This window comes from Pseudonocardia halophobica (assembly GCF_027922425.1).
Classification (GTDB): Bacteria; Actinomycetota; Actinomycetes; order Mycobacteriales; family Pseudonocardiaceae; genus Pseudonocardia; species Pseudonocardia halophobica.
In genome coordinates this window covers 1-21,430 of record NZ_BSFQ01000052.1, presented here as the reverse complement: position 1 = coordinate 21,430, position 21,430 = coordinate 1, and the positions used below count along the sequence as shown (strand labels likewise).

Sequence of the window (21,430 nt, the reverse complement as noted above, 5' to 3'; positions counted from 1 at the left end):
GGTCAGTCGTCGGACAGGGCCTGCTGCGGGGTGAGGCCGAGCTGGTGCCCGGGCACCCCGCCGCTCTGCGCGGGGTGCGTCACGACGGCGACGGCGACACCGCCGAGGAACGCCGCCGCGACCACGGCGAGCAGGACGCCGGCGAGCACGGCCGAGCCGCTGATCAGCGTGGTGAAGTTCAGCAGCACCAGGACGGTGACGAACACGATCCCGACGAGCCCGAGGGCCGGGGCGATGCGCGTGTTCCACACGCGCTCGTCCACCCGGTGCCGGGCGAAGAACACCAGGATCGCCACGGCCGTCAGCACCATCAGGACCAGGACGCTCACCGTCGCCACCCCGGACATCCAGGTGAACAGGGTCAGCACCGGGTCCGCGCCCGCGAGCGCGAAGACGCCGAGCAGCAGCACCGCCGAGGTGCTCTGGGTGAGCGAGCCGACGTACGGCGAGCCGTGCCGCGGGTGCGTGCGGGCCAGCGTCTCCGGGCCGACGCCCTGCCGGCCGAGGGCGTAGAGGTAGCGGGAGATGGCGTTGTGGAAGGCCAGCAGCGCGGCGAACAGGCTGGTCAGCAGCAGGACGGCCATCACGTCGGCGTAGACCGGCCCGATGTACTGCGCTGCCGCCGCGAAGACGAGGCCCGCGGTGTCGGCCTGCGCCGCGGCCTCGACCTGGCTCGGGCCGTACGCGATGACGATCGTCCAGCTGGCGATCGCGTAGAAGACGCCGATCAGGATGACCGCGATGTAGGTGGCCCGCGGGATCGTGCGCTTCGGCTCGCGGGCCTCCTCGCCGTAGATGGCGGTGGCCTCGAAGCCGACGAAGGAGGCGACCGCGAACATGACCGCGATCCCGGCCCCGCCCTGGAAGAAGGTGGCGGGCGAGAACGAGGTGAGCGAGTAGCCCTCCGGCCCGCCCTTCACGAGGATCGTGACGGCGAGGACGGCGACGACCGCGATCTCGAGGACGAGCAGCACGCCGAGCACCTTGGCGCCCACGTCGATGCTGCGGTAGCCGAGCAGGCCGACGACGCCGATCAGCACCGCGGCCAGGACCCACCAGGGGATCTCCGGCCCGCCGTACTGCGTGATCAGCCCCTGCAGCGTGGTGGTGGCCAGGCCGTAGACCGCGGCCTGGATGGCGGTGTAGGTCAGCAGCGCGAGCCCGGCCGCGCCGAGCCCGAGCCGGGCGCCGAGCCCGCGGGTGACGTAGGCGTAGAAGGCGCCGGCGTCCACGACGTGGTGGCTCATCGCGGCGTAGCCGACGCTGAAGACCAGCAGGACCACGGCGACGACGAGGAACGCCATCGGCACGCCGGGGCCGTTGCCGATCGCCAGCATGACCGGTAGCGCGCCGCCGATGGCGGTCAGCGGGGCGGCCGCGGCCACCACGAGGAAGACGATCCCGGCGACGCCGATGGAGCCGCGCAGCGTGTGGCCGCGGTCGGCCGTGGGGGCGGGGGCGGTCTGCTCACTCATGGTCGGCTCCCGGGAGGGGCTCGCCGGCCCCGTTCGCAGCGGCCCGGGCCGCGCAGTGCGCGCTTCGGGTGCGGGGGACGTCGAGGGCGGGGTTGCGGTCGAAGAAGCCGACCGGCCTGAGGACGAACCCCGTGTGGTCGACGGGCATGATCGGCCAGTCCTCGGGGCGCGGGAAGTGGGTGAGCCCGAAGGTGTGCCAGACGACGAGGTCCTGGCCGTCGATGTCGCGGTCGTGTGCGACGTAGGCGGGCAGGCCTGCGCCGCCGGCGTGCTGGTTGACGAAGTCGCCGGCGGCGTAGCGCTCGGCCGGGTCGAAGCGGGTGACCCACAGGTGCTTCGCGGCGAACGTGGCGCGGCGGTGGATGGACGAGTCCTCGTCGGCGAGCAGCTCCGGGTTGCCCTCGGGAACGAGGGCGTAGGCCACGGGGTCGCCGAGCCGGTTGCGCGAGTCCGGGTTGGTGACGTGCCAGACCCGGCCCTTGCGGGTGTCGGCGAGGCGCTGGGCCTCGGACTCGCGGCGCAGCGGGGTGCGGCTGTGGGTGAAGGCGTTGCCGCGCGGGTTGTCCGGGCCCGTGGGCACGCGCCGGACCTCGACCTCCTCGACGAGGTTGACCGGACCGTCGACGGCCATGTCGAGCCGGGCGCTGAAGAGGTGCTGGTGGTAGGGGGCGCCCAGGCCGGGGGCGAGCTGGGAGGCGTAGGGGTTGACCTCGTCGTACCCGGGGCCGGGGTAGGCCGAGGTGAAGACGACGCCGGTGGCCTTGGCCTCGCACTCGATGGTTCCGTCGAGGTAGAGGTACCAGTAGAAGCCGTAGTCGTAGTTGCCGATGGTGGTGAAGAAGGAGATCACCATGCGGCGCTGGCGGCGGGTCTCCGCGGAGCCGGCCCACAGGTCGGTGTGCTTCCAGAGGATCCCGTAGTCCTCCTCGTGGAGGCAGATCGCGTTGGGCAGCACCCGGGGGTGGCCGAACTCGTCCGCGATCACCGCGTCGAGGTAGGTGATGTCCCCGACGCAGTCGCAGCCGAGCTCCAGCGCGTTGGCGTACCGGCCGATCATGTACTCGCCGGTGTCGAAGTAGTTCTGCCAGGACCGGACCGGCGAGGGATCGGCGTAGGGGACGACCATCTCCGAGATCGACGCGCGGTGGACGATCGGGCGGTCGCGCTCGCCGTCGCGGAAGGAGATCTGGTGCAGCACCAGGCCCTCGCGCGCGTCGAAGCCGATGCGGACCGACCAGTTCTCCCACTCGAGCAGGCTGCCGTCGAGGGTGAAGCTGGGGCCCTCGGGCTGGGTGATCTCGATCGGCTTCTGCGAGGTGCGCAGGGGGCCGGTCACGGCGACGTCGTCGAAGTTGCCGGACTCGGTCGGGATCGGCACGACACCGAGGTCGATCACCTGGGTCACCGTCCGGTCGACCACGTCGACATAGCCGACCAGCCCGTCGACGGGGTGGGCCCAGGCGTGGTCGGTCGGGTGCTCCTGCACGAAGGCGAGCCCGCGCAGGATCCGGCGCCCGGTCTCCTCGGGGTACTCGAACACCCCGGCCGAGAGCGGGGCGACGCGGACCGTGGCCACGTCGAGGTCGCGCGCGGCCAGCGCGGCGAGCCAGCGCTCGTCGGTGGCCAGGACCTGCTCGACCAGCTCGAACTCCTCGTCGAGCACCGGCAGCTGCCCGTCGGCCGCGGGGTCGAGGCGCCGCTCGGCGAGCACCGCCTTCGCGCTGACCGAGACGAGGACGTCGCGGCCCCCGGGCGTCACGGTGTCGTGCAGGAGGGCACGGACGACGCGCTCGGCGGCGGTGCAGTCGGGCCCGTACAGCACCTCCTTCGGTGGCTCCTCGAGGCCGAGGTAGACCACGCGCGAGGTCTCCGGGAGGAGGCCGGCGTCGGTGAGGACCTGGCGGGCGATGCTGATCTCGTCGCCGGTCAGCGGGCTGAGCGGGTGCGCGGGACCGGCGTCGGTGGCGATCGGCGGCATGGGTGATCTCCGTTTTTCTCCGGGTGTAGACAAAAGGGTGGGGCAGACCGGCCGGCAGGGGAAGTGGGGATTCCTTTCGGCATCGTTCAAGACGCCGGTCGGGTGGTCGCCCCGCGTGGCACCTCGACCAGCGGAGCCGCGCGTGCGGAGCAGGCCGTCCCGGTTACCGTGGACGGGCGCGGCGGTGAGGGGAGCACGGTGCCCAAGCAGGTTGACCACGACGAGCGCCGGGCCCTGATCGCCGAGGCGACCTGGCGGTTGATCGCGGAGCGCGGCATCGACGCGGCGACCATGCGCGAGATCTCCTCGTCGATCGGCATGGCCAACGGTGCCCTCAAGTACTACTTCCCGGACAAGAACGCGCTCGTCCGGACGGCGTTCACGCACGTCTTCGAGGCGACGAACGCGCGGATCCGGGCGCGGCTGGCGGGGACGACCGGGCTGGCGGGACTGCGGGTCTTCTGCCTCGAGGTGATGCCGGTCGAGGACGTCACCCGGCTCGAGGCGCGCGTGGTGCTGCCCTTCTGGCAGCGGGCCCTCGCCGACGCCGAGCTGGCGGCGGTCTATGTCGAGGCCATGGCGGTGTGGCGCGAGCAGATCCACGGCTTCCTGCGGGCGGGCCGGGCGGACGGGTCGGTCACCACCGGGGTGCCCGACGCCGTCCTGGCCGAACAGCTCCTGGCGATGCTCAACGGCGTCCAGGCGCTGGCCCTGCTCGACGGCGGCGCCGCCACACCCGACCTGCAGCGCCGCATGATCGACGCCTTCCTCGACGGCCTCGGCTAGACCGTCGCGGCGTGCTGCTCCTGCAGGCGCCGGCCGGTGCGGTCGGGCCGCAGGAAGAGCGCGGCCGCCAGCCCGGCGACCAGGAGCACGGCGCCGGTCAGCAGGAACCCGTGGTTCAGGCCGGAGGCCATGGCGTCGACCATCTCCGGGGTGCGCTGCTGTCCCGCGGCCGGGGCGCGGTAGCCCGCCGACTCCATCAGGACGCCGATGACGAACGGCGAGCAGATCGCGCCGATCGACGCGACACCGCCGAGGACCGCCATGACCAGCCCGCGCTGCTGCGGCGCGACGGCGTAGGCCAGTGCGCTCGGGACCATCGGGTAGATGATGCTGCAGCCTGCGGCGACGGTGAGCAGGACGACCGCGAGCGCACCGCCGGTCACGGGCAGCAGCAGGAACGCGACGCCCGCGACGACTGCGGCGACGCCGAACGGCACCGCGATGGCGGAGCGCACACTCGCGCCGCGGCGCATCAGCCGCCTGCCGAGCACCCCCAGCCCCAGCAGCAGGCCCGCGCCGAACAGCCACGGCAGGGTGGACACCACCCCGACCTCGCCGAGGGACAGACCGATCACGCCGGTCAAGTACTGCGGGGACCAGGTGGTGAGGAAGCCCTGGGTCCAGAAGTTGCCGAACCCGCCGATCACGGCGGCGGCGAAGGTGCCGCTGAGCAGCAGGGCACGGACGGGCACGACCCGCAGACCGTCGACCCCCGCCACCTCCGCCGGAGCCGCCGCGTCCCGAGCGGTCGTCCTGCGGCCCGCGAAGGGCCCGTCGGACCTGACCAGCAGCCAGACGACCGACCATACGAGCCCGACGACGCCGAGCACGCCGAAGGCCCAGCGCCAGCCGAACTCGACGATCACCCAGGCCAGGGCCGGGGCCGCGACCACCGGTCCGAGAGCCGACCCCGCGGCGACGAGGTTGCTGGGCAGGGCCCGGTCCTCCGGGGCGAACCAGCCGTGCACGGAGGTCAGCGACATCGCGGTCGCCGGCCCCTCGGCGCCGCCGAGCAGGATCCGGGTGACCAGCAGGATCGCCGCGCCCCCGCCGAGCAGCATCGGGAACTGCATGACGGCCCAGAACACGCCCATCGCGAGCAGGATCCAGGTGGCCTGCACGCGCCGGGACAGGATCCCCACGCCGAACGACACCACGGAGTAGAGGAAGAAGAAGGCGCTGCCGATGAAGCCGAACTCGACGGCGGAGATGCCGAGCTCGGGCATGGCCTCACCGGCCACGAGGCCCAGCACCGCCTTGTCGGCGAACGCGACCACCTGGAACAGGACCAGCAGGGTCGTGACGACCCAGGCCCGGCGGTTCATCCGCCCCGTCCGGACGGCGGCGGTCAGCGTCCCGGTGCCGGGCGCGTCGGTGGAGGAGGACATGGTTCTCCGATCGGACGGGTCCGGGGCGTCGTCGCCCGGCGGACCGGTGGTGGACGTCGATGACGAGCAGCGACCGAGGGGAGTGCAGGGTTCGGGTCAGTAGAGTTCGATCTTCAGGCGGGCGGTGCGGGCGCGGGAGACGCACAGCGCCATCTGGTCGCCCGCGGCCCGGTCCGCCGCGGACAGGCAACTGTCGCGGTGGTCCGGCACGCCCTCGAGGACCCCGGACACGCAGGATCCGCAGACGCCCTCCTCGCAGGACGTGAAGACCTCGATCCCGTTCTCGTCGAGGACGGAGAGGATCGAGCGGCCGGCGGGGACCTCGAACTCCTCGCCGGTGTCCAGCTCGACCACGAATGCCTGGTCGGCGGAGGTGTCGATCTCGGCGGCCACGAAGTGTTCGACGTGCACGTGGTCCGCCCCGACGGTCGGTCCGAGCGTGGCGGCGACCTGGTCCATGAAACCGTCCGGACCGCAGGTGTACACGCGGCTCGCCGTGGTGAGGCCGCCCGCGTGGGCGCGGAGCACCGCGGGCTGGTCGGCACGGGGCACGCCGAAGTGCAGGTGGACGCGGTCCCGGAAGTCCGCCCGGTGCTCGAGCAGGTCCGCGAACGCCGCCTCCTCCCGGGAGCGGGCGAAGTAGTGCAGCGTGAAGTCCGCGCCGCGCCGGTGCAGCTCGTAGGCCATGCTGAGCAGCGGCGTGACGCCGATGCCGCCCGCGACCAGGAGGTGGTGGTCGGCGTCGTCGGCCAGGGCGAGCAGGTTGCGCGGGGCGCCGATCGCGAGGGTGTCGCCGACGCGGACCTCGTGCAGGGCGGCGGACCCACCCCGGGACGCCTGCTCGCGCTTGACCGCGATCAGGAGGGAGCCGGCGTCGTCCGGCGGGCTGCACAACGAGTACTGGCGCAGTACGCCCGTCGGGCCGACGACGTCCACGTGCGCGCCCGCCTCGTAGGGGCCCAGCGGGGCCCCGTCGGTGGTGACGAGCCGCAGGCTGCGGATGTCGGCCGCCTCCTCGGTGACCTCGCTGACGCGGACCGCGACGGTAGCCGTCATCGGACCATCCTCCTTCCCGTGCGATCAGGTGTGAGCGATCAGGTGTGAGCGATCAGGTGCGAGCGATCAGGTGCGGTGCGGTGTCACCGCAGGTAGAGGCCGCCGTTGACGTCCCAGCAGGCGCCGGTGACGGACGCGGCGTCGGGGGAGGCGAGGAGGGCGACCATCCGGGCGACGAATGCCGGGTCGCCGAGCCGCCCGACGGGGATGCCGGCGCGCAGCGCCTCGATCCCGTCCTCGCCGACGACCGTACGCACGGTCTCGCCGTCCTGCGGCCCCGGCGACACGGCGTTGACCGTCACCCCGCGCGCCGCGAGGTCACGGGCGAAGACCTTGGTCGCGGTGAGCACCGCCCCCTTGGACGCGGCGTAGTGGGCGCCGGTGGCGGTGCCGCCGTTCTGCCCGGCCAGCGACGCCATGTTCACGATCCGGCCGTAGCCCTGCTCGGCCAGGTGCGCGCCGAAGACCTGGCAGGCCCGGAAGGTCCCGCCGAAGTTGACGGCCATGACGGTGTCCAGCTCGTCCGCGCCGATCTCCATGACCGGGGTGGCCTGGGTGCGGGCCGCATTGTTGACCAGCACGTGCACGGCCCCGAAGGCCGCCAGGACGTCCCGCAGGAGTGCTGCGGGCGCGTCCCGGTCGGCGACGTCGACGGTGAAGGCGCGGGCGGTCGTCGCCGTGCCGTCGAGCTCCTTGGCGAGCGCCTCGGCGGAGGCGCCGCCGAGGTCGGCGACCGCGACCCGGTAGCCGTCGGCGTGCAGCCGGCGGACGATCGCCTCGCCCAGCCCGCGTGCGCCACCGGTGACGACCGCGACCTGCGGCGCGCTCACAGGAGGAACCCGGCGGCCGGGACCGCCGACTCGCTGTCGACGAGGCGGACGATCTTCTGTACGATGCGGTCCCCGGCGGGCCCGTCCGGCGAGAGCCGGATGCGGTGGACCAGGTCGGCCGCCCACAGGTCGTGGTTCTCCCGCTTGTAGGCGACGAGGACCTGCGCGGACCGGACGACCACCTGGTCGTCGGACACGGACTCGGGGACGAACCGGGACACCGTGCGGACGGTGCGGGCCGCATCGACGGCGGCGATCGCGTAGCCCTCGGTCATGCGGGCCACGCGCATCCGCCGCATCCGGGCGTCGTCGTAGACCATGTTGAGGATGTCGTCGAAGCGCTCCGCCTCGGGGTCGATCGGGATCACGTAGAACCCGTCGTCGGTGTAGAGCGCGTCCCAGGCCTCGTAGGCCTTGCGGTCGAGCAGCTCGGCCTCGCGCCAGATCAGCTCGATCGCCCGCGCGACGCGAGGGTCGGTCGTCGGGATCGGCACCGGGAGGGCGGCGGTGGGGGTGACGGTCTCAGTCATCGCTCATCATCGCCTTCCACTGGGCGTACGCGGCGCGCATGCCGGTCTCGTCGGTGACGTGGGAGGTCGGCCAGCCCTCGGGGCCGGGCTTCTCCCGGGCCAGGCCGCGGTTGACCAGGATCGGCATCGCGGGGGCCGCCGCGGCGCCGCGCTGGACGCGGTCCCAGCCCTCGGCGTCGTCCGGGGTGCCGAAGCCGAAGGGGCCCTGGAAGTGCTCGTGGATCCGGAGCCGCTCGCGGTTGACGGCGTCGAGCTCCGGCGGGCCGTCCGGGCCGATCGCGACGTGCTCGATGCGCGTCTCGTTCACCGAGATCGGCCGCAGCACGCGGAAGAACGCCGCGGACATCGACACGTTCGGGAACAGGTTCAGGTTGAAGCCGGTGCCGTGCATCGCGCGCACGACCTTGCGCACCTGCGCCTGGTCGAGGGTCTTCGACAGCTCGGCGACGAGGTCGTCGAACCGGCCCTGCAGCGGCTCGGAGCCGTCGTCGGCGTCGAGGTCGGAGTGCTCGGGCACCATCTGCATGACGCTGTGGCCGTGCCCGAGGTCGTGCGTGGTGCACGTCGGGTCGGTCATGAACGACATCATGTCCGCGGTCTCGGCGTCGACCGACGCCATCCACGAGCGGTGCACGATCGGGAAGTGGTACCCGTCGGTGGTGTTCTCGAGCTGGATCTTCCAGTTGCCGCGGAAGCTGAACCGGTGGCGGCCGAGCACCTTGATCGGGTAGCCGCCGCCCTGCTTCATGAAGCGGTCGATCCACAGCCGGGCGTCGCCGAGGAAGTCCTCCAGCGGCTCGGCGTCCTCGTCCAGCGTCGCGAAGATCATGCCGCCGTAGGACTCGGTGCGGAGCCTGGCCAGCGAGAGGTCGCGCTTCTCCATCACGCCCTCGTAGCCGTCCGGGTACGGGATGCCCCGCAGCGACCCGTCGAGGCCGTAGGACCAGGCGTGGTACGGGCAGGTGAAGCCGTTGACCTGGCCGCTGGGCTTCTCGCAGAGGCTCGCGCCGCGGTGCCGGCAGCGGTTCAGCAGGGTCCGCACGACCCCCTTGCGGTCCTTGGTGACGATCACCGGCTGGCGGCCGACGAAGGTCGACTTGAACGACCCGGCCCTCGGCAGCTCGCTGGAGTGGGCCACCCAGATCCACGAGCGCTCGAAGATGCGGCTCATCTCGAGCTCGAACAGCTCGGGGTCGGTGTAGAGCCGGCCCGCGACCCGGTCCTCGCGGACGAGGTCGGCGGGGGCGGTGCCCAGGACGTTCTCGATCATCGCTCGCCTCCGGTCGCGGGGAGCGCGACGTCGTCGCGCACGGTGAGGGCCCGGCCGATCCGGGCCTCGATCTTGGCGAACCGCCAGAGCTTCACGTCCCCGCCGCCGACGGGCGTGGTGCGCAGCAGGTTGCAGGCGGCCTTGACGGTCTCCTGGGTGTCGACGTCCGCCAGGATGTAGCAGGTCCACGGCCACCCGTCGGACGGCCCGACCATGTGCGCGTCGTCGTCGATGTCGCCGATGAAGTCCACCCCGGGCAGGGCCTTGAGGCTGTCCGTCATGGCCACGAAGGACTGCCAGACGTGGCCGGTGGTGATGCCGTCGGTGGGGAGGTCGAAGAAGTTCTGGTTGATGCCGATGCAGAACAGCACCCGCAGGGGCGCGGCCATGGGGTCTCCTCGTGGTGGTCGGGGCGGGCCGTCAGCGGAAGCCGGGGGTCGTCGGGGGCAGGCCCATCAGGACCGCGCCCGCCGCGTCGTAGATCGCCGGCCCCAGGAAAGCGTGCTGCTTGGGGACGAGCGCGTCCCCGAGCAGGCGCTGCAGCGGGTGGGTGGTGCCGATCGGCGCGGTGCCCGACACCTCGACCAGCCCGCTCACCACGTCCGACGCCGTCTTGGCCAGGTGGGCCGAGGCGAGCCGCAGCTCGGCGTTCTGCTCGTCGGTCGCGGGGTCGCCCCGCAGCACGGTCTCCCAGGTCTGCGCGGTCGCCTCGTAGAAGAAGGCGCGGGCCGAGCGCAGTGCTGCCTCGCTCCGCGCGACCTCGGTCCGGTAGTACGCGCGGTCGGCCAGCTTCGGGGCGCCGGTGACGCCCTTGTAGCCGCCGCCGACCTCGCGGGCGTGGTCCAGTGCGGCGCGGGCGACGCCGGCACCGACCACGGCGAGCACCTGCGCGGCGTAGGCGATCGTGGGGTAGCGGTAGAGCGGCTCGTCGACGGTCGGCTCGCCGCCGCGGACGAACGTCCACTCCCGGGCGACCTCGACGCCGTCGACGACCAGGTCGAACGACCCGGTGCCCTGCATGCCGACGACGTCCCACTCCTGCACGATCTCGACCTGCTCGGGCCGCAGCACCGCCGTGCGGGGCTTGCCGCCGGAGGCCTCGTCGCCGGGCATCCCGACGCCCAGGAGGTCCGCGCCCATGCAGCCGCTGGCGAACTTCCAGCGCCCGGTGAGCCGGTGGCCCCGCGCGGTCTCCTCGCCGCGCTGCGGCGGGAAGAGCGCGCCGGCGAAGGCCACGTCCGGGCCGTCGGCGTAGATCTTCTCCTGGGTCTCGAGCGGCAGCGCCGCCAGGTAGATCTGGGCGGAGCCGAAGCTCGCCACCCAACCGGTCGACCCGTCGACCTCGGAGATGCGCTCGACCTGAGAGAGGAACGCCGCGGGCGGCAGCGGGTCGCCGCCGAAACGGGCCGGGGTGGCCGCGCGGTAGAGACCCGCCTGCTTGAGCCGCGCGACGAAGTCCTTCGGGACATGTCGCAGCCGGCGGAACTCGTCGCGGCGGCCGATCAGTTCGGCCAGCACGTCCGCGAGCGGAACGGTCTCCCGCGCTCCGGGAAGAGTCCGTTCTCCCGATTCCTCGATGCGCAGCATCGCTCCTCCTCGTCGCCGCGGTGAACGGATTCGAGAGTAGGAACGGCGAGGGGGCGGCGAAATCAGAACCATCCCTGCCCGGATAGGGACATCCCGCCCGTTCCGTAGGGGATTCCTTCAGTCCGCTCCCGCGAACGTGCGTCCTACGCTGTGCCGATGTCGGTCGACCCGAGCGCGCCGGAGATCGTCACCGAGGACCTGGTGACGCTGATGAACGCGGCCAGGACGTGCGTCCTGGTGCACGACGCCGAGACCAAGAACATCCTCTGGGCGAACCCGGCCGCCTGCGAGCTGCTCGGCTGGCCCCTCGACGAGCTGCGCCCGCTCAAGGCCAACGACATGAGCAGCACCGCGCCGCAGTACCACCGGGTGCTCGGGCGGGCGTGGCTGCAGGAGGCGGTGGAGCGGGGCAGCAGCCGCATCGAGTGGCACTACCGCACGCGCAGCGGCCGGGTCGTGCCCACGGACGCTCTGGCCAGGCGCGTCGAGCTGGCGCAGGGGCCCGCGGTCATGGTCGAGTTCCGCGACATCGAGCGGGAGCAGGCCACCGAGCAGGCGCTGCGCCGGACGACCTCGTCGATCGACGCGCTGGCCCGGCACACCTCGACCATCGCCCTCACGCTGGACGCCGCCGGGACCGTCCGGTTCGCCACGGACACGGCGCTCGCCCTGCTCGGGATGGTGCCGGAGGAGATGGGCCGCCGGCTCGACGAGTTCGGCACCCTGCGGGCCGGGGGACGGCCCGTGAGCTGGGCCGACGTCGCCGCGCAGGCCGATCCGACGATCGAGGTGCAGCTGCAGGTGCCGCGCCCCGCGACCGACGAGGCGGTCTGGCTGGAGGGCACCCTGGAACGGCTCGCCGAGCCCGACGGCGACGGCCTGCTGATGATCCTGCACGACGTCTCCGGTCGCGTGCACCGCGAGGTGCTGCGCGAGCGGGAGCTGCACCGGGAGAACTACCAGGCCCGCTACACGGCCATGGGCGACATGGCGATGGCGATCGCGCACGAGCTGGGGCAGCCGCTCGCCGCGGCCGGGAACTTCCTGGCGGGCACCACCCGGCACGCCGGCGTCCTCGAGGACGAGGGGACGCTGTCGCGCGAGTCCGCGGACCGGCTCCGGTTCGGGATCGGCAGCGCCGTCCGCCAGATCGACCGGGCCAGCGCGATCGTGGGTGCCGTCCGGGCGTTCGTCGGACATCTCGAGCACTCCCGCCAGGTCGTCGACCTCCACGACGTGGTCGACGAGTGCCTGTACTTCGTGCGCCTGCGGGCCGTCGATCCCGGCGTGCGGGTCGTGGTGCACCGGCACCCGGAATCCCTGCCGACGGTCTGCGAGCGGGTGCTGACCGGGCAGGTGCTGCTCAACCTGTGCTTCAACGCCGTCGACGAGATGGCGTGCTGCGCGCCGGAGGAGCGGGAGCTCGAGATCACCACGAGCGTCCGCGACGGCGAGGCCGTCCTGACCGTCGACGACCGCGGCCGCGGGCTGCTGCGGGACCCCTTCGCCGAGTCGTTCACGTCGAAGGAACAGGGCAGCGGGATCGGGTTGGCGCTGAGCTACCGGATCATCACCCGGCAGCACGGGCGGATCTGGGCCGAGCGGCGCGCGGGCGGCGGATCCCGCTTCGGGTTCGCCCTCCCGCTCGCCGCGGAGCACCGGCCCGAGTAGGGGAAAGCCTCAGGGGGAGCGGAGGAAGTCTCGATACCGGAGCCGCACGACCGGGCCATACCTTGCGAATATCCCGCCGACCGGACCCCGGCCGGCCGCGACAGTCCAGGAGGAGCAGTGCCCGAACCGACCCGGACCCAGTCAGACTTCCGCTCCGCCATGGCCAACCTGTCCGCCGCCGTCAACGTGGTCACCACCGACGGCCCGCACGGACGGGCCGGCATGACGGTCAGCGCCGCCTGCTCGGTCACCGACTCCCCGCCCACCGTGCTGGTCTGCGTGAACCGCTCCAGCCGGTCGCACTCCGTGCTGGTCGGCAACGGCCGGCTCTGCGTGAACGTGCTGGCCGGCGAGCACGAGGACCTGGCCATGCACTTCGCGGGCGCGACGAAGGTCCCGACCGCCGAGCGCTTCACCGACGACCGGTGGGACCTCACCAGCCACGGCGTACCGGTGCTGCGCGGCGCCGCGGCCACCGTGATCGGCCGGATCCGGGCGCGGCGCGAGCTCGGCTCGCACACCGTGCTGTTCGTGGACGTCGAGCAGGTCGGCACCCAGGACGACGGCGGCGCACTCGTCTACTTCCAGCGGCGCTTCCACAGCCTGGGCGCCCCCCGGCTCACCGCGTGACCGGCCCCGTCCGCGAGGAGGAGCGCCCGTGACCCAGGCCGAGGACACAGGCCAGCGCATGACGCTGACCTGCTACAACGACACGCACGGCTTCGGCTGGCGGCACGTCGACCTGTTCGTGCACGACGCCGAGGGCCGCGAGCTGAACTGGGTGCACTGGCAGGTCCCCCGGGACGGCCCGGAGGAGGCCGACCTCGTCACCGCCCGCGTCGAACCGACGCTGCGCCGGATCTCGGAGTGGCGGCACTCCGTCGGGCCGAGCGGCGTGCACTACTGGGTCGCCGACGTCGAGTGGGAGGACGAGTGAGCGCGCTGTACGCGCCGTGGTCGCTGCGCGGGCTGGTCGCGGACCTGGCCGCCGGACGCACCACCCCCGCCGCGGCGGCGGAGCGGTCCCGCGAACGGATCGCGGGGACCGAGCCGGAGCTGCGGGCGTGGGTCGTACCGCCCGCGGAGGCCCCGACGGACGAGGGATCAGGGCCCCTCGGAGGGATCCCGCTGGGGGTCAAGGACATCATCGACGTCGCGGGCCTCCCCACGCGGTGTGGCTCGTCGCTGCGGGCCGACGCCGCGCCCGCCGGGGCGGACGCCGCCGTCGTCGCCGCGTGGCGCCACGCCGGGGCCGTCCCCGTCGGCAAGACCGTGACCACCGAGTTCGCCTACTTCGCGCCGGGTCCGACCGGCAACCCGGCCGCCGCGGGACACACCCCCGGCGGCTCGTCCAGCGGCTCGGCCGCCGCCGTCGCGTCGGGGCAGGTGCCGCTGGCGCTCGGGTCGCAGACGGCGGGGTCGGTCACCCGGCCCGCGGCCTTCTGCGGGGTCGCCGCGCTGGTCCTCACCCACGACCGGCTCCCGGTCGACGGGGTGACGGGCCTGAGCCCGAGCCTGGACAGCCACGGCGTGTTCGCCGCCCACGTCGACGACCTCGCGCTGGCCTTCGCCGCGCTGACCGGGGAGCCCGAGCGGGCGGGCGCGCGTCCGCCTCGCCTGCTGTTCTGGTCGGCGCGGTCGAGCCCGGTCGATCCCGAGATGCGGAAGGCGCTGCTCGGGGCCCGCGACCGTTGGACGGCGGCGGGGGCGGTCGTCGACGACCTGCCGGAACCCGAGCTGGTCGACGCGTTGACCGCGGCCCACACGGTGGTGATGGCCGCCGAGGCCGCGGTCGAGCGTGCCGCCGAGGCGAGCCGGGCGGACGAGCTGAGCGCGCCCCTCGCGGAGCTGCTCCGCCGCGGCGCCGCCACCGGCCCCGCGGACCTGGAGGCCGCCCGTGCGGTGGTGGCCGAGGGCCGTGCGCGGATCGCCGACCTGCTCGCCTCCTACGACGCCGTCGTCGGGCCCGCGGCCCTCGGACCGGCGCCGGCCGGGCTGGGGGCCACCGGCGACCCGGTGCTGAGCCGGCCCTGGCAGGCCCTCGGGTTCCCGGCCCTCACGGTGCCGGGTCTCTCCACCCCGGACGGCCTGCCCCTCGGCGTCCAGCTGGTCGGGGCCCCGCGTGGGGAGACCGCGCTGCTCGGGACGGGGTGCTGGGTGGAGTCCCGGCTGCGGTGACGCGTGCGGGGGCGGACGGGACACGCCCGTCCGCCCCCGTCAGACCTCGACGCGGTGCAGCAGGATGTCGCGGACCAGCGCCCCGAGGCTGTCCGCCCCGGTCTTGGCCTTGATCCGGGCCCGGTGCACGTCGATCGTCTTCACGCTGGTGCCCAGCCGGCGGGCGACGGCCTGGCTGGCCATGCCCTCGATCACCAGCCGGAGCACCTCGCGCTCGCGCTGGGTCAGCTCGGCGACCCGGCGTTCGACGTCCCGGCGCTCGGTGTCCGCGACGAACCGCTGCCGGGCCAGCGCCTGCTGCTGCTGGACGACCTCGAGGATGCGCTGCGGCTCGTACGGCTTCTCCAGGAAGTCGACCGCGCCGTGGGTCAGTGCACGGACCGACATGGGGATGTCGCCGTGCGCCGAGCAGAAGATCATCGGTGCCGGGTAGCCGCGACTCTCCAGCTCCTCCTGCAGCTGGAAGCCGCTCATCCCCGGCATCCGGACGTCGACGATCACCACCGCCGGCTCCGTCGGGTCGAACTCGGCCAGGAAGGTGGGCGCGTCGGGGTAGTCGAGCGCCTGGATGCCCACGCTGGCCAGCAGGAACCGCAGCGACTCGCGGAGGTCCTCGTCGTCGTCGACGATGTGGACCACCGCGTCGCCGGGCTCCGGTGGCATGGTCACGGCCGCATGAGGACCGAGCCGGACGGGTGGTCGCTCGCCCAGCGACCGGGCAGGGGAGCGACGAACACGTTCTCGGTCCGGGTCCGCGAGATCTTCCAACCCCCGCCGACCTTGCGGAAGGCGTTGTTGAGCCGGCTGGAGCGCAGCAGGGACGTGCCGTCGGCGAACAGCCAGGGCTGCATGTGGATCCACTGGCCGGTCGCGGTGTCGCCGTCGACGTGGATCTGCTCGGAGGTGAGGTAGTGGGCGTTGAGGACCAGCGCGGGATCACGGTCCCGGGACCAGAAGCCCTCGAAGTGCGCGCGCACCGCGGCCGCTCCCTCCGCCCGCCCGAACTGGCCGTCGTAGTACTCTCCCACACCCTCCCAGACGGCGTCGTCGGTGTAGAGCTCCATGATCAGGTCGATGCGCCGCTCGTCGTCGGTGACCCCGAACTCGGGCAGCGGGGTGTCGCAGAGCCACATGTAGCGCGCCTGGAGGCGGCGGATGTCCGCCTCGGCCTCGAGGACCTCGACGCGGCGGGTCAGGGCGGCGATCGTGTCGGTGTCGGTCATGTTCGGATCCCGATCCTCAGAGGACGACGGTGACGGTCATGGCTCGGTGTCGGCGAGTGGTCGGTGTGGGCGTGCTCGTCATCAACGCGCTCCTCGTGGGGTGGGTCGTGCTCGGGGACCGGTGGCGCGGCGGCCGCCCGGCGGGCACACGAGCGGCGGGCCGCCGGCCCGGATGCCCCACGGTCCGACGTGGCGACGGAAGGAGCAATTGGAGGAACTACCTATGGCGCGTGGACCGGGCGAGGGCCGAACCTGGAGGGTCGACATCGCGCCGGCGCGCGGCGCGGGAGACATTCCGAAACGGACAATGAACGGCGTGATCATCAGCCCGTGATACGGCTCCGATGCCTAGGGGAAACCCTTCCGAGGGGACGAGGAATTCCCGATGCCCCTGCCGATTCCCGCCTCTACCGTCCGGAATCACTGGAATTACTGAACCTTCGCCAATGGCCGGCCCAGGAGTGCGCTCGGGGTCCGTTCGCCCCGAGTCGATGCGCGCCGCCGCGTCCGCGTGGCGGCGTAGCCTCATCCGAGAGCGTGGTCGAGGTTGTAGGCGGCGCTGATCAGCGCCAGGTGGGTGAACGCCTGGGGGAAGTTGCCGAGTTGCTCGCCGGTCGGCCCGATCTCCTCCGAGTACAGGCCGACGTGGTTGGCGTAGGTGAGCATCTTCTCCAGGGCCAGCTGTGCCTGGTCGAGCCGGCCTGCCCGGGTCAGCGCCTCCACCCACCAGAACGAGCACATCGAGAAGGTCGCCTCCTGGCCGGTCAGCCCGTCCGGGGATGCGTCGGCGTGGTAGCGGTAGACGAGGCTGTCGGAGACCAGCTCCGCGGTGATGGCGTCGAGCGTGGAGATCCAGCGCGGGTCGGTGGGCGCGATGAACTTGACCAGTGGCATGAGTAGCAGCGAGGCGTCGAGCACGTCGCTGCCGTAGTGCTGGACGAACGCCTGGCGGTCGGGGTGCCAGCCGCGCACGGTGATCTGGCGGTAGATCCGGTCCCGGACGGTCATCCAGCGGAGGATGTCGAAGGGCAGGCCACGCTGGAGGGCGATCCGGATCGCCCGCTCGACGGCGACCCAGCACATGAGCCGGGAGTGGGTGTAGTTCCGGCGGCCGCCGCGGGTCTCCCAGATTCCCTCGTCGGGCTGGTCCCAGTGCTCGATCAGCCACTCGATGGTGCGGGTGACCTCGGCCCAACCGTCCTGGTAGACGGGCAGACCCTGCTTGTTGCACAGGTAGAGGGAGTCCATCAGCTCGCCGTAGACGTCGAGCTGCAGCTGGGTCGCTGCGCCGTTGCCGATCCGGACCGGCCGTGAGCCCCGGTAGCCCTCCAGGTGGGGGAGCTCGGCCTCCGGCAGGTCCTCGCGTCCGTCGATGCCGTACATGATCTGCAGCGGGCCCGACTCGCGTCCGACCCCGTGCCGGACACGCTCCTGTAGCCAGGACATGAACGCGCCGGCCTCCTCGGTGAACCCCAGCCGCAGCAGCGCGTAGAGAGAGAAGGCGGCGTCGCGCATCCAGGTGTAGCGGTAGTCCCAGTTGCGTGCGCCGCCGAGCTCCTCCGGCAGGCTGGTGGTGGGGGCGGCCACGATCGCCCCGGTCGGCGCGTAGGTGAGCAGCTTCAGCGTCAGCGCCGAACGGTGCACCATCTCGCGCCAGCGCCCGCCGTAGCGCGACCGGCGCACCCAGCCCCGCCAGAACGCGACGGTGGCGTCGAACGCGGCGGCGATCTCGACGTCGGAGCACGGCACCGGTGCCTCCCCGTCCTCGACGCGGTCGAGCACGAACGTGGCCGCCTCGCCGGCGCCCAGCTCGAGGCGGGCGCGCACGTCGCCGCCGTCGAGGACCTGCAGTGGGCAGCTCGTCGACAGGCCGAGCTCCAGCTGAGGGGAGCGGAAGAGCGCACCGTGCGGGGTGAGCGTGACCTCGTGGCGGGCGCGCGCGTAGTCGAAGCGCGGGGCGACGTCGACGACGAAGTGCATCCGGCCGCGCACGGCGAGCACCCGCCGGATCAGACGGTGACGGTGCGTCGTCGCGCCGGTGCGCGGCGGGGGCATGAAGTCCTGCACCTCGCCGACCCCGTCGGGTGTCAGGAAGCGGGTGATGAGGATGGTGGTGTCGGGCAGGTAGAGCTGCTTGGAGCTCCAGCCGACGGAGTCGGGCGAGATGCGGAACAGGCCCCCGTGTTCGGCATCGAGCAGCGCCGCGAAGACGCTCGGCGCGTCGAAGCGAGGGCAGCAGTACCAGTCGATCGTGCCGTCGGTGCCGACGAGCGCGACGGTGTGCAGGTCGCCGATCAGGCCGTGCTCGGCGATGGGCAGATAGCGCTGGTGTCGGGCTGCACCGGACACCCGATTCTCCTCGAGCTGCATCGGACGCCTGCCGGCCGCGTGCTGCGCCGGCCTACGGCACGAGCGCGAGCTTGCCCTTCGCCGCGGAGGACTCGAGCATTTCGTGCGCGCGTGCGGCCTCGGACAGCGGCAGGCGCTCGGCCACGACCGGGTGGATCTTGTCCGCGGTGAGCAGATCGAGCAGCACGCCGAGGTCCTCCCGGAACCACTGCGGGTTCCGCGGGCCGCCGCCGACCAGCCGGGCCGGGCGGCGTCCGGATACGGGCAGCCACTGGTGGCTGTCGCGCAGCCGCTGGACGCGGTAGGTCATCACCTTCCGGCGGGGGTCGAGCAGGCCCCACAGCGCGACGGTCGCGGTCGTGCCGTACCACTCGAGCCACCCGGCGGCCCACCGTCGCCGACTGGTGCGCCCCCGGGCGAGCATGGCGTAGTGGCCGTAGACGACGAGCCGTCCGCCGGACCGTAGGGCCCGGAAGGAGCGGATCGACGTCGCGCCGCCGATTCCGTCCAGGACGACGTCCACCCCGTCGCCGGTCAGCCCGCGGATCCGGGCCAGGAAGTCCTCGGTGCGGTAGTCGATCGCCACCGCGCCGAGCCGCTCGACGGCGGCGCGGTCGCGGGCCGCCGCGGTGCCGTAGAGGCGCAGCCCGGCAAGCATGCCGAGCTCGAGGACCGCGACGCCGACCCGGCCGGCCGCGCCATGCACCAGCATCGACTCACCGGTCTGCACGTGCGCGCTGCGGTGCAGCATCTGGTAAGCGGTCGTGTAGGTCAGGACCAGGCCCACGACCTCTGCCGGGTCGAGGTGCCGGGGCACCTCGACGGCCTCCGCCTCGGGCACGCAGACGTACTCGGCGTAGCCGCCGTAGGCGGTCAGCGCGGCGACCCGGTCCGCGACGTGCAACCGCGCGCACGCCGGGCCGAGCTCGTCGACGACGCCGACGATCTCGTAACCGGGCGTGAACGGCGGTCTGGGCACGCCCAGGTACGTGCCGGCGCGCAACTGGGCATCGGTCAACGACACCCCCGCGGCCAGGACCCGGACGCGCACCTCACCCGGACCTGGTCGGGGGACGTCGTCCTCCACCACCCGCAACACCTCGGGTCCGCCGTAGTGATCGACGACGACTCGCTTCATCGCCCTGAGGCCTCCCCACGGTGATCAGCACTCGGCAAAGGCCCACTGAAGTCTCCGCCGAGTAGCGGGACGCCTGTTCGGAAAGGCGGGAAAGTAGTCGCGGGCGGACCGTCCTGGCCAGGGGCGAAGGCCACCGGTCCCGCGGCCGTTCGACCTCGGCGCCGCGGACAATCCCCTGAGCCTGCGCGCCGACCTCATCCTCGGTCGGTGACCGCAGGACCGGCCGACGCGGGCGGTCAGCGGCAGGCGGCGGCGACGGAGTCGTAGAGGTCGAAGGAGCCGACGAGCCGCAGCACCCGGCTCAGCACCGGGTTCCCCGACACCACGACCCGCACCACGGAGCCGCGCCGGCGCAGCGTCTGTTGGGCCTCGGCGAGTCTCCTGGCGGCCCGCGCCGCGACGAACCCCACGTCGCTGAGGTCCAGCACGACGCGGTCGGCCTCCTGGCCCTCCACCCAGGCCCCGACGTCGGCCGAGCCGGTCAGGTCGATCTCACCGAACAGCATCAGCAGGGCCAGCCCCGGGGCGGGGCGCACGGCGAGCATCTCGGCCAACCCGTCCCGCGAGTACTCCCGCGCCGAGGACGTCACGGGCTCCGGAGGGTGTACCGGACGAGCTTCTTCCACGCCACGATCCTTCGAGTCGACGGGGCTCCGGGGAGCGACACACGGCCGACTGCGTGACCGGGCAGAACGAGGAACGGGCACCGACCTCGCGGTGCCGCGGCTGCCACTGCATCAGGGGAACGGCGCGAACGCAAACCCGATGGGCGACGTACGGCCGAACGATCCCCACGGCTACTCCGGGGGCCACCCGGTCGGAGGGTGAACGGGCGATCCGGGGTTGAACGGGAAGGTCACCCTGTCGAAGGGCCAGTCCCGGCTGATCCAGCCGGGGACGAACTCGTCGAGCGTCCGTCGGAGAGGCTCGCCCGCGCGACGGTCGGTCCACCAGGAGGCCTCGGCCGCGCGCCGACCCTCGACGGCCACCGCCACGCCTGCCCGTAGACCGCCCACAGCTCCGGCTGGTTCGCGAGCACCACGGGGAGGTCGATGTCGACGTCCGACGCCCGGATCGGACGCAGGTGCAGCGTCGGGATCAGCGCGACGTGCAGGGGATGGACGAAGTCGGCGGGCAGCCAGGTCTCGTCGGTCACGGGGCACCTCCGGTGCCGGGGCCCCCATGATCGCCGACACCGGACACACCGGCGCGCCCGCCCGGAGGGACCCGGCGGGCGCGGCGTCGAGGGAGTGGTCGAGGCGTCCGGTGCCGTCCGGGTGCGTGCCCGGTGCCGCCCGGCTCACGTCGTGCGGCGGTCCAGGAGTCGCTGGAGCTTGCCGACGGATCGTTCGAGGGTGTCCGGGTCGACTACCTCGCAGGTCACCGAGACGCCGATGGTGTCCTTCACGGCCTTGATCAGTTCCGCGGCGGCGGCCTGCCGGCGCTCGGGTGTGGCGTCCGCGCGGGCTTCGACCCGGACGGTGAGGGCGTCCATGCGGCCCTTGGTGGTGAGTTCGAGTTGGAAGTGTGGGGCGAATCCGGGGGTGCGCAGGACGATTTCCTCGATCTGGGTGGGGAAGAGGTTGACCCCGCGCAGGATGATCATGTCGTCGCTGCGGCCGGTGATCTTCTGCATGCGGCGCATGGTGGGGCGGGCGGTGCCCGGGAGCAGGCGGGTGAGGTCGCGGGTGCGGTAGCGGATGATCGGGAGGGCCTGCTTGGTCAGTGAGGTGAAGACGAGTTCGCCTTCCTCGCCGTCGGCGAGGACGGTGCCGTCGAGGGGGTCGAGGACCTCGGGCAGGAAGTGGTCCTCCCAGATGTGCAGTCCGTCCTTGGTCTCCACGCATTCCTGGGCCACGCCGGGGCCCATGACTTCGGAGAGGCCGTAGATGTCCACGGCGTGCATGTCCATGCGGTCTTCGATCTCGGCGCGCATCTGCTCGGTCCATGGTTCGGCGCCGAAGATGCCGA

The 21,430-nt window shown here is 72.7% G+C and carries 21 protein-coding genes; 5 read left to right on the top strand and 16 right to left on the bottom strand.

What is annotated here, in order from left to right; genetic code table 11:
• Positions 1–2: 2 nt before the first annotated feature.
• Positions 3–1,475 carry an APC family permease gene (locus PKE99_RS34095; protein ID WP_037053293.1) on the bottom strand — a complete coding sequence of 491 codons (1,473 nt, stop codon included), beginning with the start codon at positions 1,473–1,475 and terminating at the stop codon, positions 3–5.
• On the bottom strand, positions 1,468–3,453 hold the full coding sequence (locus PKE99_RS34090; protein ID WP_051738268.1) for a primary-amine oxidase: 1,986 nt from the start codon (positions 3,451–3,453) through the stop codon (positions 1,468–1,470). Before PKE99_RS34090 ends, PKE99_RS34095 begins: the two co-directional genes overlap by 8 nt.
• Before the next feature lie 198 nt (positions 3,454–3,651).
• Between PKE99_RS34090 and PKE99_RS34085 the strand changes: the two genes are divergently transcribed.
• Entirely contained in the window at positions 3,652–4,239 is a 588-nt protein-coding gene (locus PKE99_RS34085; RefSeq protein ID WP_037053345.1) for a TetR/AcrR family transcriptional regulator, read from the top strand.
• Here PKE99_RS34085 and PKE99_RS34080 read toward each other — a convergent pair.
• The 7 genes from PKE99_RS34080 to PKE99_RS34050 form a co-directional block, all read right to left on the bottom strand.
• Positions 4,236–5,627 carry an MFS transporter gene (locus PKE99_RS34080; RefSeq protein WP_037053296.1) on the bottom strand — a complete coding sequence of 464 codons (1,392 nt, stop codon included), beginning with the start codon at positions 5,625–5,627 and terminating at the stop codon, positions 4,236–4,238. The genes PKE99_RS34085 and PKE99_RS34080 overlap by 4 nt on opposite strands.
• A gap of 96 nt (positions 5,628–5,723) precedes the next feature.
• A complete protein-coding gene (locus tag PKE99_RS34075) occupies positions 5,724–6,683 on the bottom strand; it encodes a PDR/VanB family oxidoreductase (protein ID WP_037053300.1) in 960 nt (319 codons plus the stop codon).
• Between the two features lie 83 nt (positions 6,684–6,766).
• Positions 6,767–7,513: an SDR family NAD(P)-dependent oxidoreductase gene (locus tag PKE99_RS34070; protein ID WP_037053302.1), complete on the bottom strand. Its 747-nt coding sequence runs from the start codon at positions 7,511–7,513 to the stop codon at positions 6,767–6,769.
• Positions 7,510–8,043 carry an aromatic-ring-hydroxylating dioxygenase subunit beta gene (locus tag PKE99_RS34065; RefSeq protein ID WP_037053305.1) on the bottom strand — a complete coding sequence of 178 codons (534 nt, stop codon included), beginning with the start codon at positions 8,041–8,043 and terminating at the stop codon, positions 7,510–7,512. The genes PKE99_RS34070 and PKE99_RS34065 overlap by 4 nt, the downstream gene beginning before the upstream one ends.
• Complete coding sequence (locus tag PKE99_RS34060) at positions 8,036–9,313, bottom strand: aromatic ring-hydroxylating oxygenase subunit alpha (RefSeq protein WP_037053308.1); 1,278 nt, start codon at positions 9,311–9,313, stop codon at positions 8,036–8,038. Before PKE99_RS34060 ends, PKE99_RS34065 begins: the two co-directional genes overlap by 8 nt.
• The gene (locus PKE99_RS34055) at positions 9,310–9,684 is read right to left on the bottom strand and encodes a hypothetical protein (protein WP_369075882.1); all 375 of its coding nucleotides are present in this window, start codon (positions 9,682–9,684) and stop codon (positions 9,310–9,312) included. Before PKE99_RS34055 ends, PKE99_RS34060 begins: the two co-directional genes overlap by 4 nt.
• A gap of 49 nt (positions 9,685–9,733) precedes the next feature.
• Positions 9,734–10,900 (bottom strand): acyl-CoA dehydrogenase family protein, encoded by a 1,167-nt coding sequence (locus tag PKE99_RS34050; protein WP_051738269.1) that lies wholly within the window; start codon positions 10,898–10,900, stop codon positions 9,734–9,736.
• Positions 10,901–11,056: 156 nt separating this feature from the next.
• On the opposite strand from PKE99_RS34050, the gene PKE99_RS34045 reads away from it, so the two are divergent.
• The 4 genes from PKE99_RS34045 to PKE99_RS34030 all read left to right on the top strand — a co-directional run bounded on the left by PKE99_RS34045 (position 11,057) and on the right by PKE99_RS34030 (position 14,749).
• Positions 11,057–12,571, top strand: coding sequence for a PAS domain-containing sensor histidine kinase (locus tag PKE99_RS34045; protein WP_037053353.1), 1,515 nt, complete (start codon positions 11,057–11,059; stop codon positions 12,569–12,571).
• A gap of 117 nt (positions 12,572–12,688) precedes the next feature.
• The gene (locus tag PKE99_RS34040; protein ID WP_037053314.1) at positions 12,689–13,201 is read left to right on the top strand and encodes a flavin reductase; all 513 of its coding nucleotides are present in this window, start codon (positions 12,689–12,691) and stop codon (positions 13,199–13,201) included.
• 28 nt (positions 13,202–13,229) lie between these two features.
• Positions 13,230–13,508, top strand: coding sequence for a hypothetical protein (locus tag PKE99_RS34035; RefSeq protein ID WP_231498445.1), 279 nt, complete (start codon positions 13,230–13,232; stop codon positions 13,506–13,508).
• Positions 13,505–14,749 (top strand): amidase, encoded by a 1,245-nt coding sequence (locus tag PKE99_RS34030; protein ID WP_037053317.1) that lies wholly within the window; start codon positions 13,505–13,507, stop codon positions 14,747–14,749. The genes PKE99_RS34035 and PKE99_RS34030 overlap by 4 nt, the downstream gene beginning before the upstream one ends.
• A 39-nt stretch (positions 14,750–14,788) precedes the next feature.
• Here the strand turns inward: PKE99_RS34030 and PKE99_RS34025 are convergent, their stop codons facing one another.
• The 7 genes from PKE99_RS34025 to PKE99_RS33995 form a co-directional block, all read right to left on the bottom strand.
• Entirely contained in the window at positions 14,789–15,412 is a 624-nt protein-coding gene (locus PKE99_RS34025; RefSeq protein ID WP_037053319.1) for a response regulator transcription factor, read from the bottom strand.
• Between the two features lie 2 nt (positions 15,413–15,414).
• The gene (locus PKE99_RS34020; RefSeq protein ID WP_037053323.1) at positions 15,415–15,972 is read right to left on the bottom strand and encodes a nuclear transport factor 2 family protein; all 558 of its coding nucleotides are present in this window, start codon (positions 15,970–15,972) and stop codon (positions 15,415–15,417) included.
• Positions 15,973–16,497: 525 nt separating this feature from the next.
• Positions 16,498–18,342, bottom strand: a complete 1,845-nt coding sequence (locus PKE99_RS34015) for a glycoside hydrolase family 15 protein (RefSeq protein WP_051738270.1) — start codon at positions 18,340–18,342, stop codon at positions 16,498–16,500.
• Positions 18,343–18,373: 31 nt separating this feature from the next.
• On the bottom strand, positions 18,374–19,459 hold the full coding sequence (locus PKE99_RS34010; protein ID WP_037053329.1) for a medium chain dehydrogenase/reductase family protein: 1,086 nt from the start codon (positions 19,457–19,459) through the stop codon (positions 18,374–18,376).
• A 236-nt stretch (positions 19,460–19,695) separates the two neighbouring features.
• Positions 19,696–20,049, bottom strand: a complete 354-nt coding sequence (locus PKE99_RS34005; RefSeq protein ID WP_037053332.1) for an STAS domain-containing protein — start codon at positions 20,047–20,049, stop codon at positions 19,696–19,698.
• Between the two features lie 266 nt (positions 20,050–20,315).
• Positions 20,316–20,615, bottom strand: coding sequence for a hypothetical protein (locus PKE99_RS34000; RefSeq protein WP_197040879.1), 300 nt, complete (start codon positions 20,613–20,615; stop codon positions 20,316–20,318).
• Between the two features lie 144 nt (positions 20,616–20,759).
• Positions 20,760–21,430 (bottom strand): phenylacetate--CoA ligase (locus PKE99_RS33995; RefSeq protein WP_498371913.1); only part of this gene is annotated, 671 nt, incomplete at its 5' end.

Excerpts from the sequence above, each read along its gene's own strand:
- PKE99_RS34095 (WP_037053293.1), bottom strand. The coding sequence starts at position 1,475 with ATGAGTGAGCAGACCGCCCCCGCCCCCACGGCCGACCGCGGCCACACG.
- PKE99_RS34090 (WP_051738268.1), bottom strand. The coding sequence starts at position 3,453 with ATGCCGCCGATCGCCACCGACGCCGGTCCCGCGCACCCGCTCAGCCCG.
- PKE99_RS34080 (WP_037053296.1), bottom strand. The coding sequence starts at position 5,627 with ATGTCCTCCTCCACCGACGCGCCCGGCACCGGGACGCTGACCGCCGCC.
- PKE99_RS34075 (WP_037053300.1), bottom strand. The coding sequence starts at position 6,683 with ATGACGGCTACCGTCGCGGTCCGCGTCAGCGAGGTCACCGAGGAGGCG.
- PKE99_RS34065 (WP_037053305.1), bottom strand. The coding sequence starts at position 8,043 with ATGACTGAGACCGTCACCCCCACCGCCGCCCTCCCGGTGCCGATCCCG.
- PKE99_RS34060 (WP_037053308.1), bottom strand. The coding sequence starts at position 9,313 with ATGATCGAGAACGTCCTGGGCACCGCCCCCGCCGACCTCGTCCGCGAG.
- PKE99_RS34050 (WP_051738269.1), bottom strand. The coding sequence starts at position 10,900 with ATGCTGCGCATCGAGGAATCGGGAGAACGGACTCTTCCCGGAGCGCGG.
- PKE99_RS34045 (WP_037053353.1), top strand. The coding sequence starts at position 11,057 with ATGTCGGTCGACCCGAGCGCGCCGGAGATCGTCACCGAGGACCTGGTG.
- PKE99_RS34025 (WP_037053319.1), bottom strand. The coding sequence starts at position 15,412 with ATGCCACCGGAGCCCGGCGACGCGGTGGTCCACATCGTCGACGACGAC.
- PKE99_RS34020 (WP_037053323.1), bottom strand. The coding sequence starts at position 15,972 with ATGACCGACACCGACACGATCGCCGCCCTGACCCGCCGCGTCGAGGTC.
- PKE99_RS34015 (WP_051738270.1), bottom strand. The coding sequence starts at position 18,342 with ATGCAGCTCGAGGAGAATCGGGTGTCCGGTGCAGCCCGACACCAGCGC.
- PKE99_RS34010 (WP_037053329.1), bottom strand. The coding sequence starts at position 19,459 with ATGAAGCGAGTCGTCGTCGATCACTACGGCGGACCCGAGGTGTTGCGG.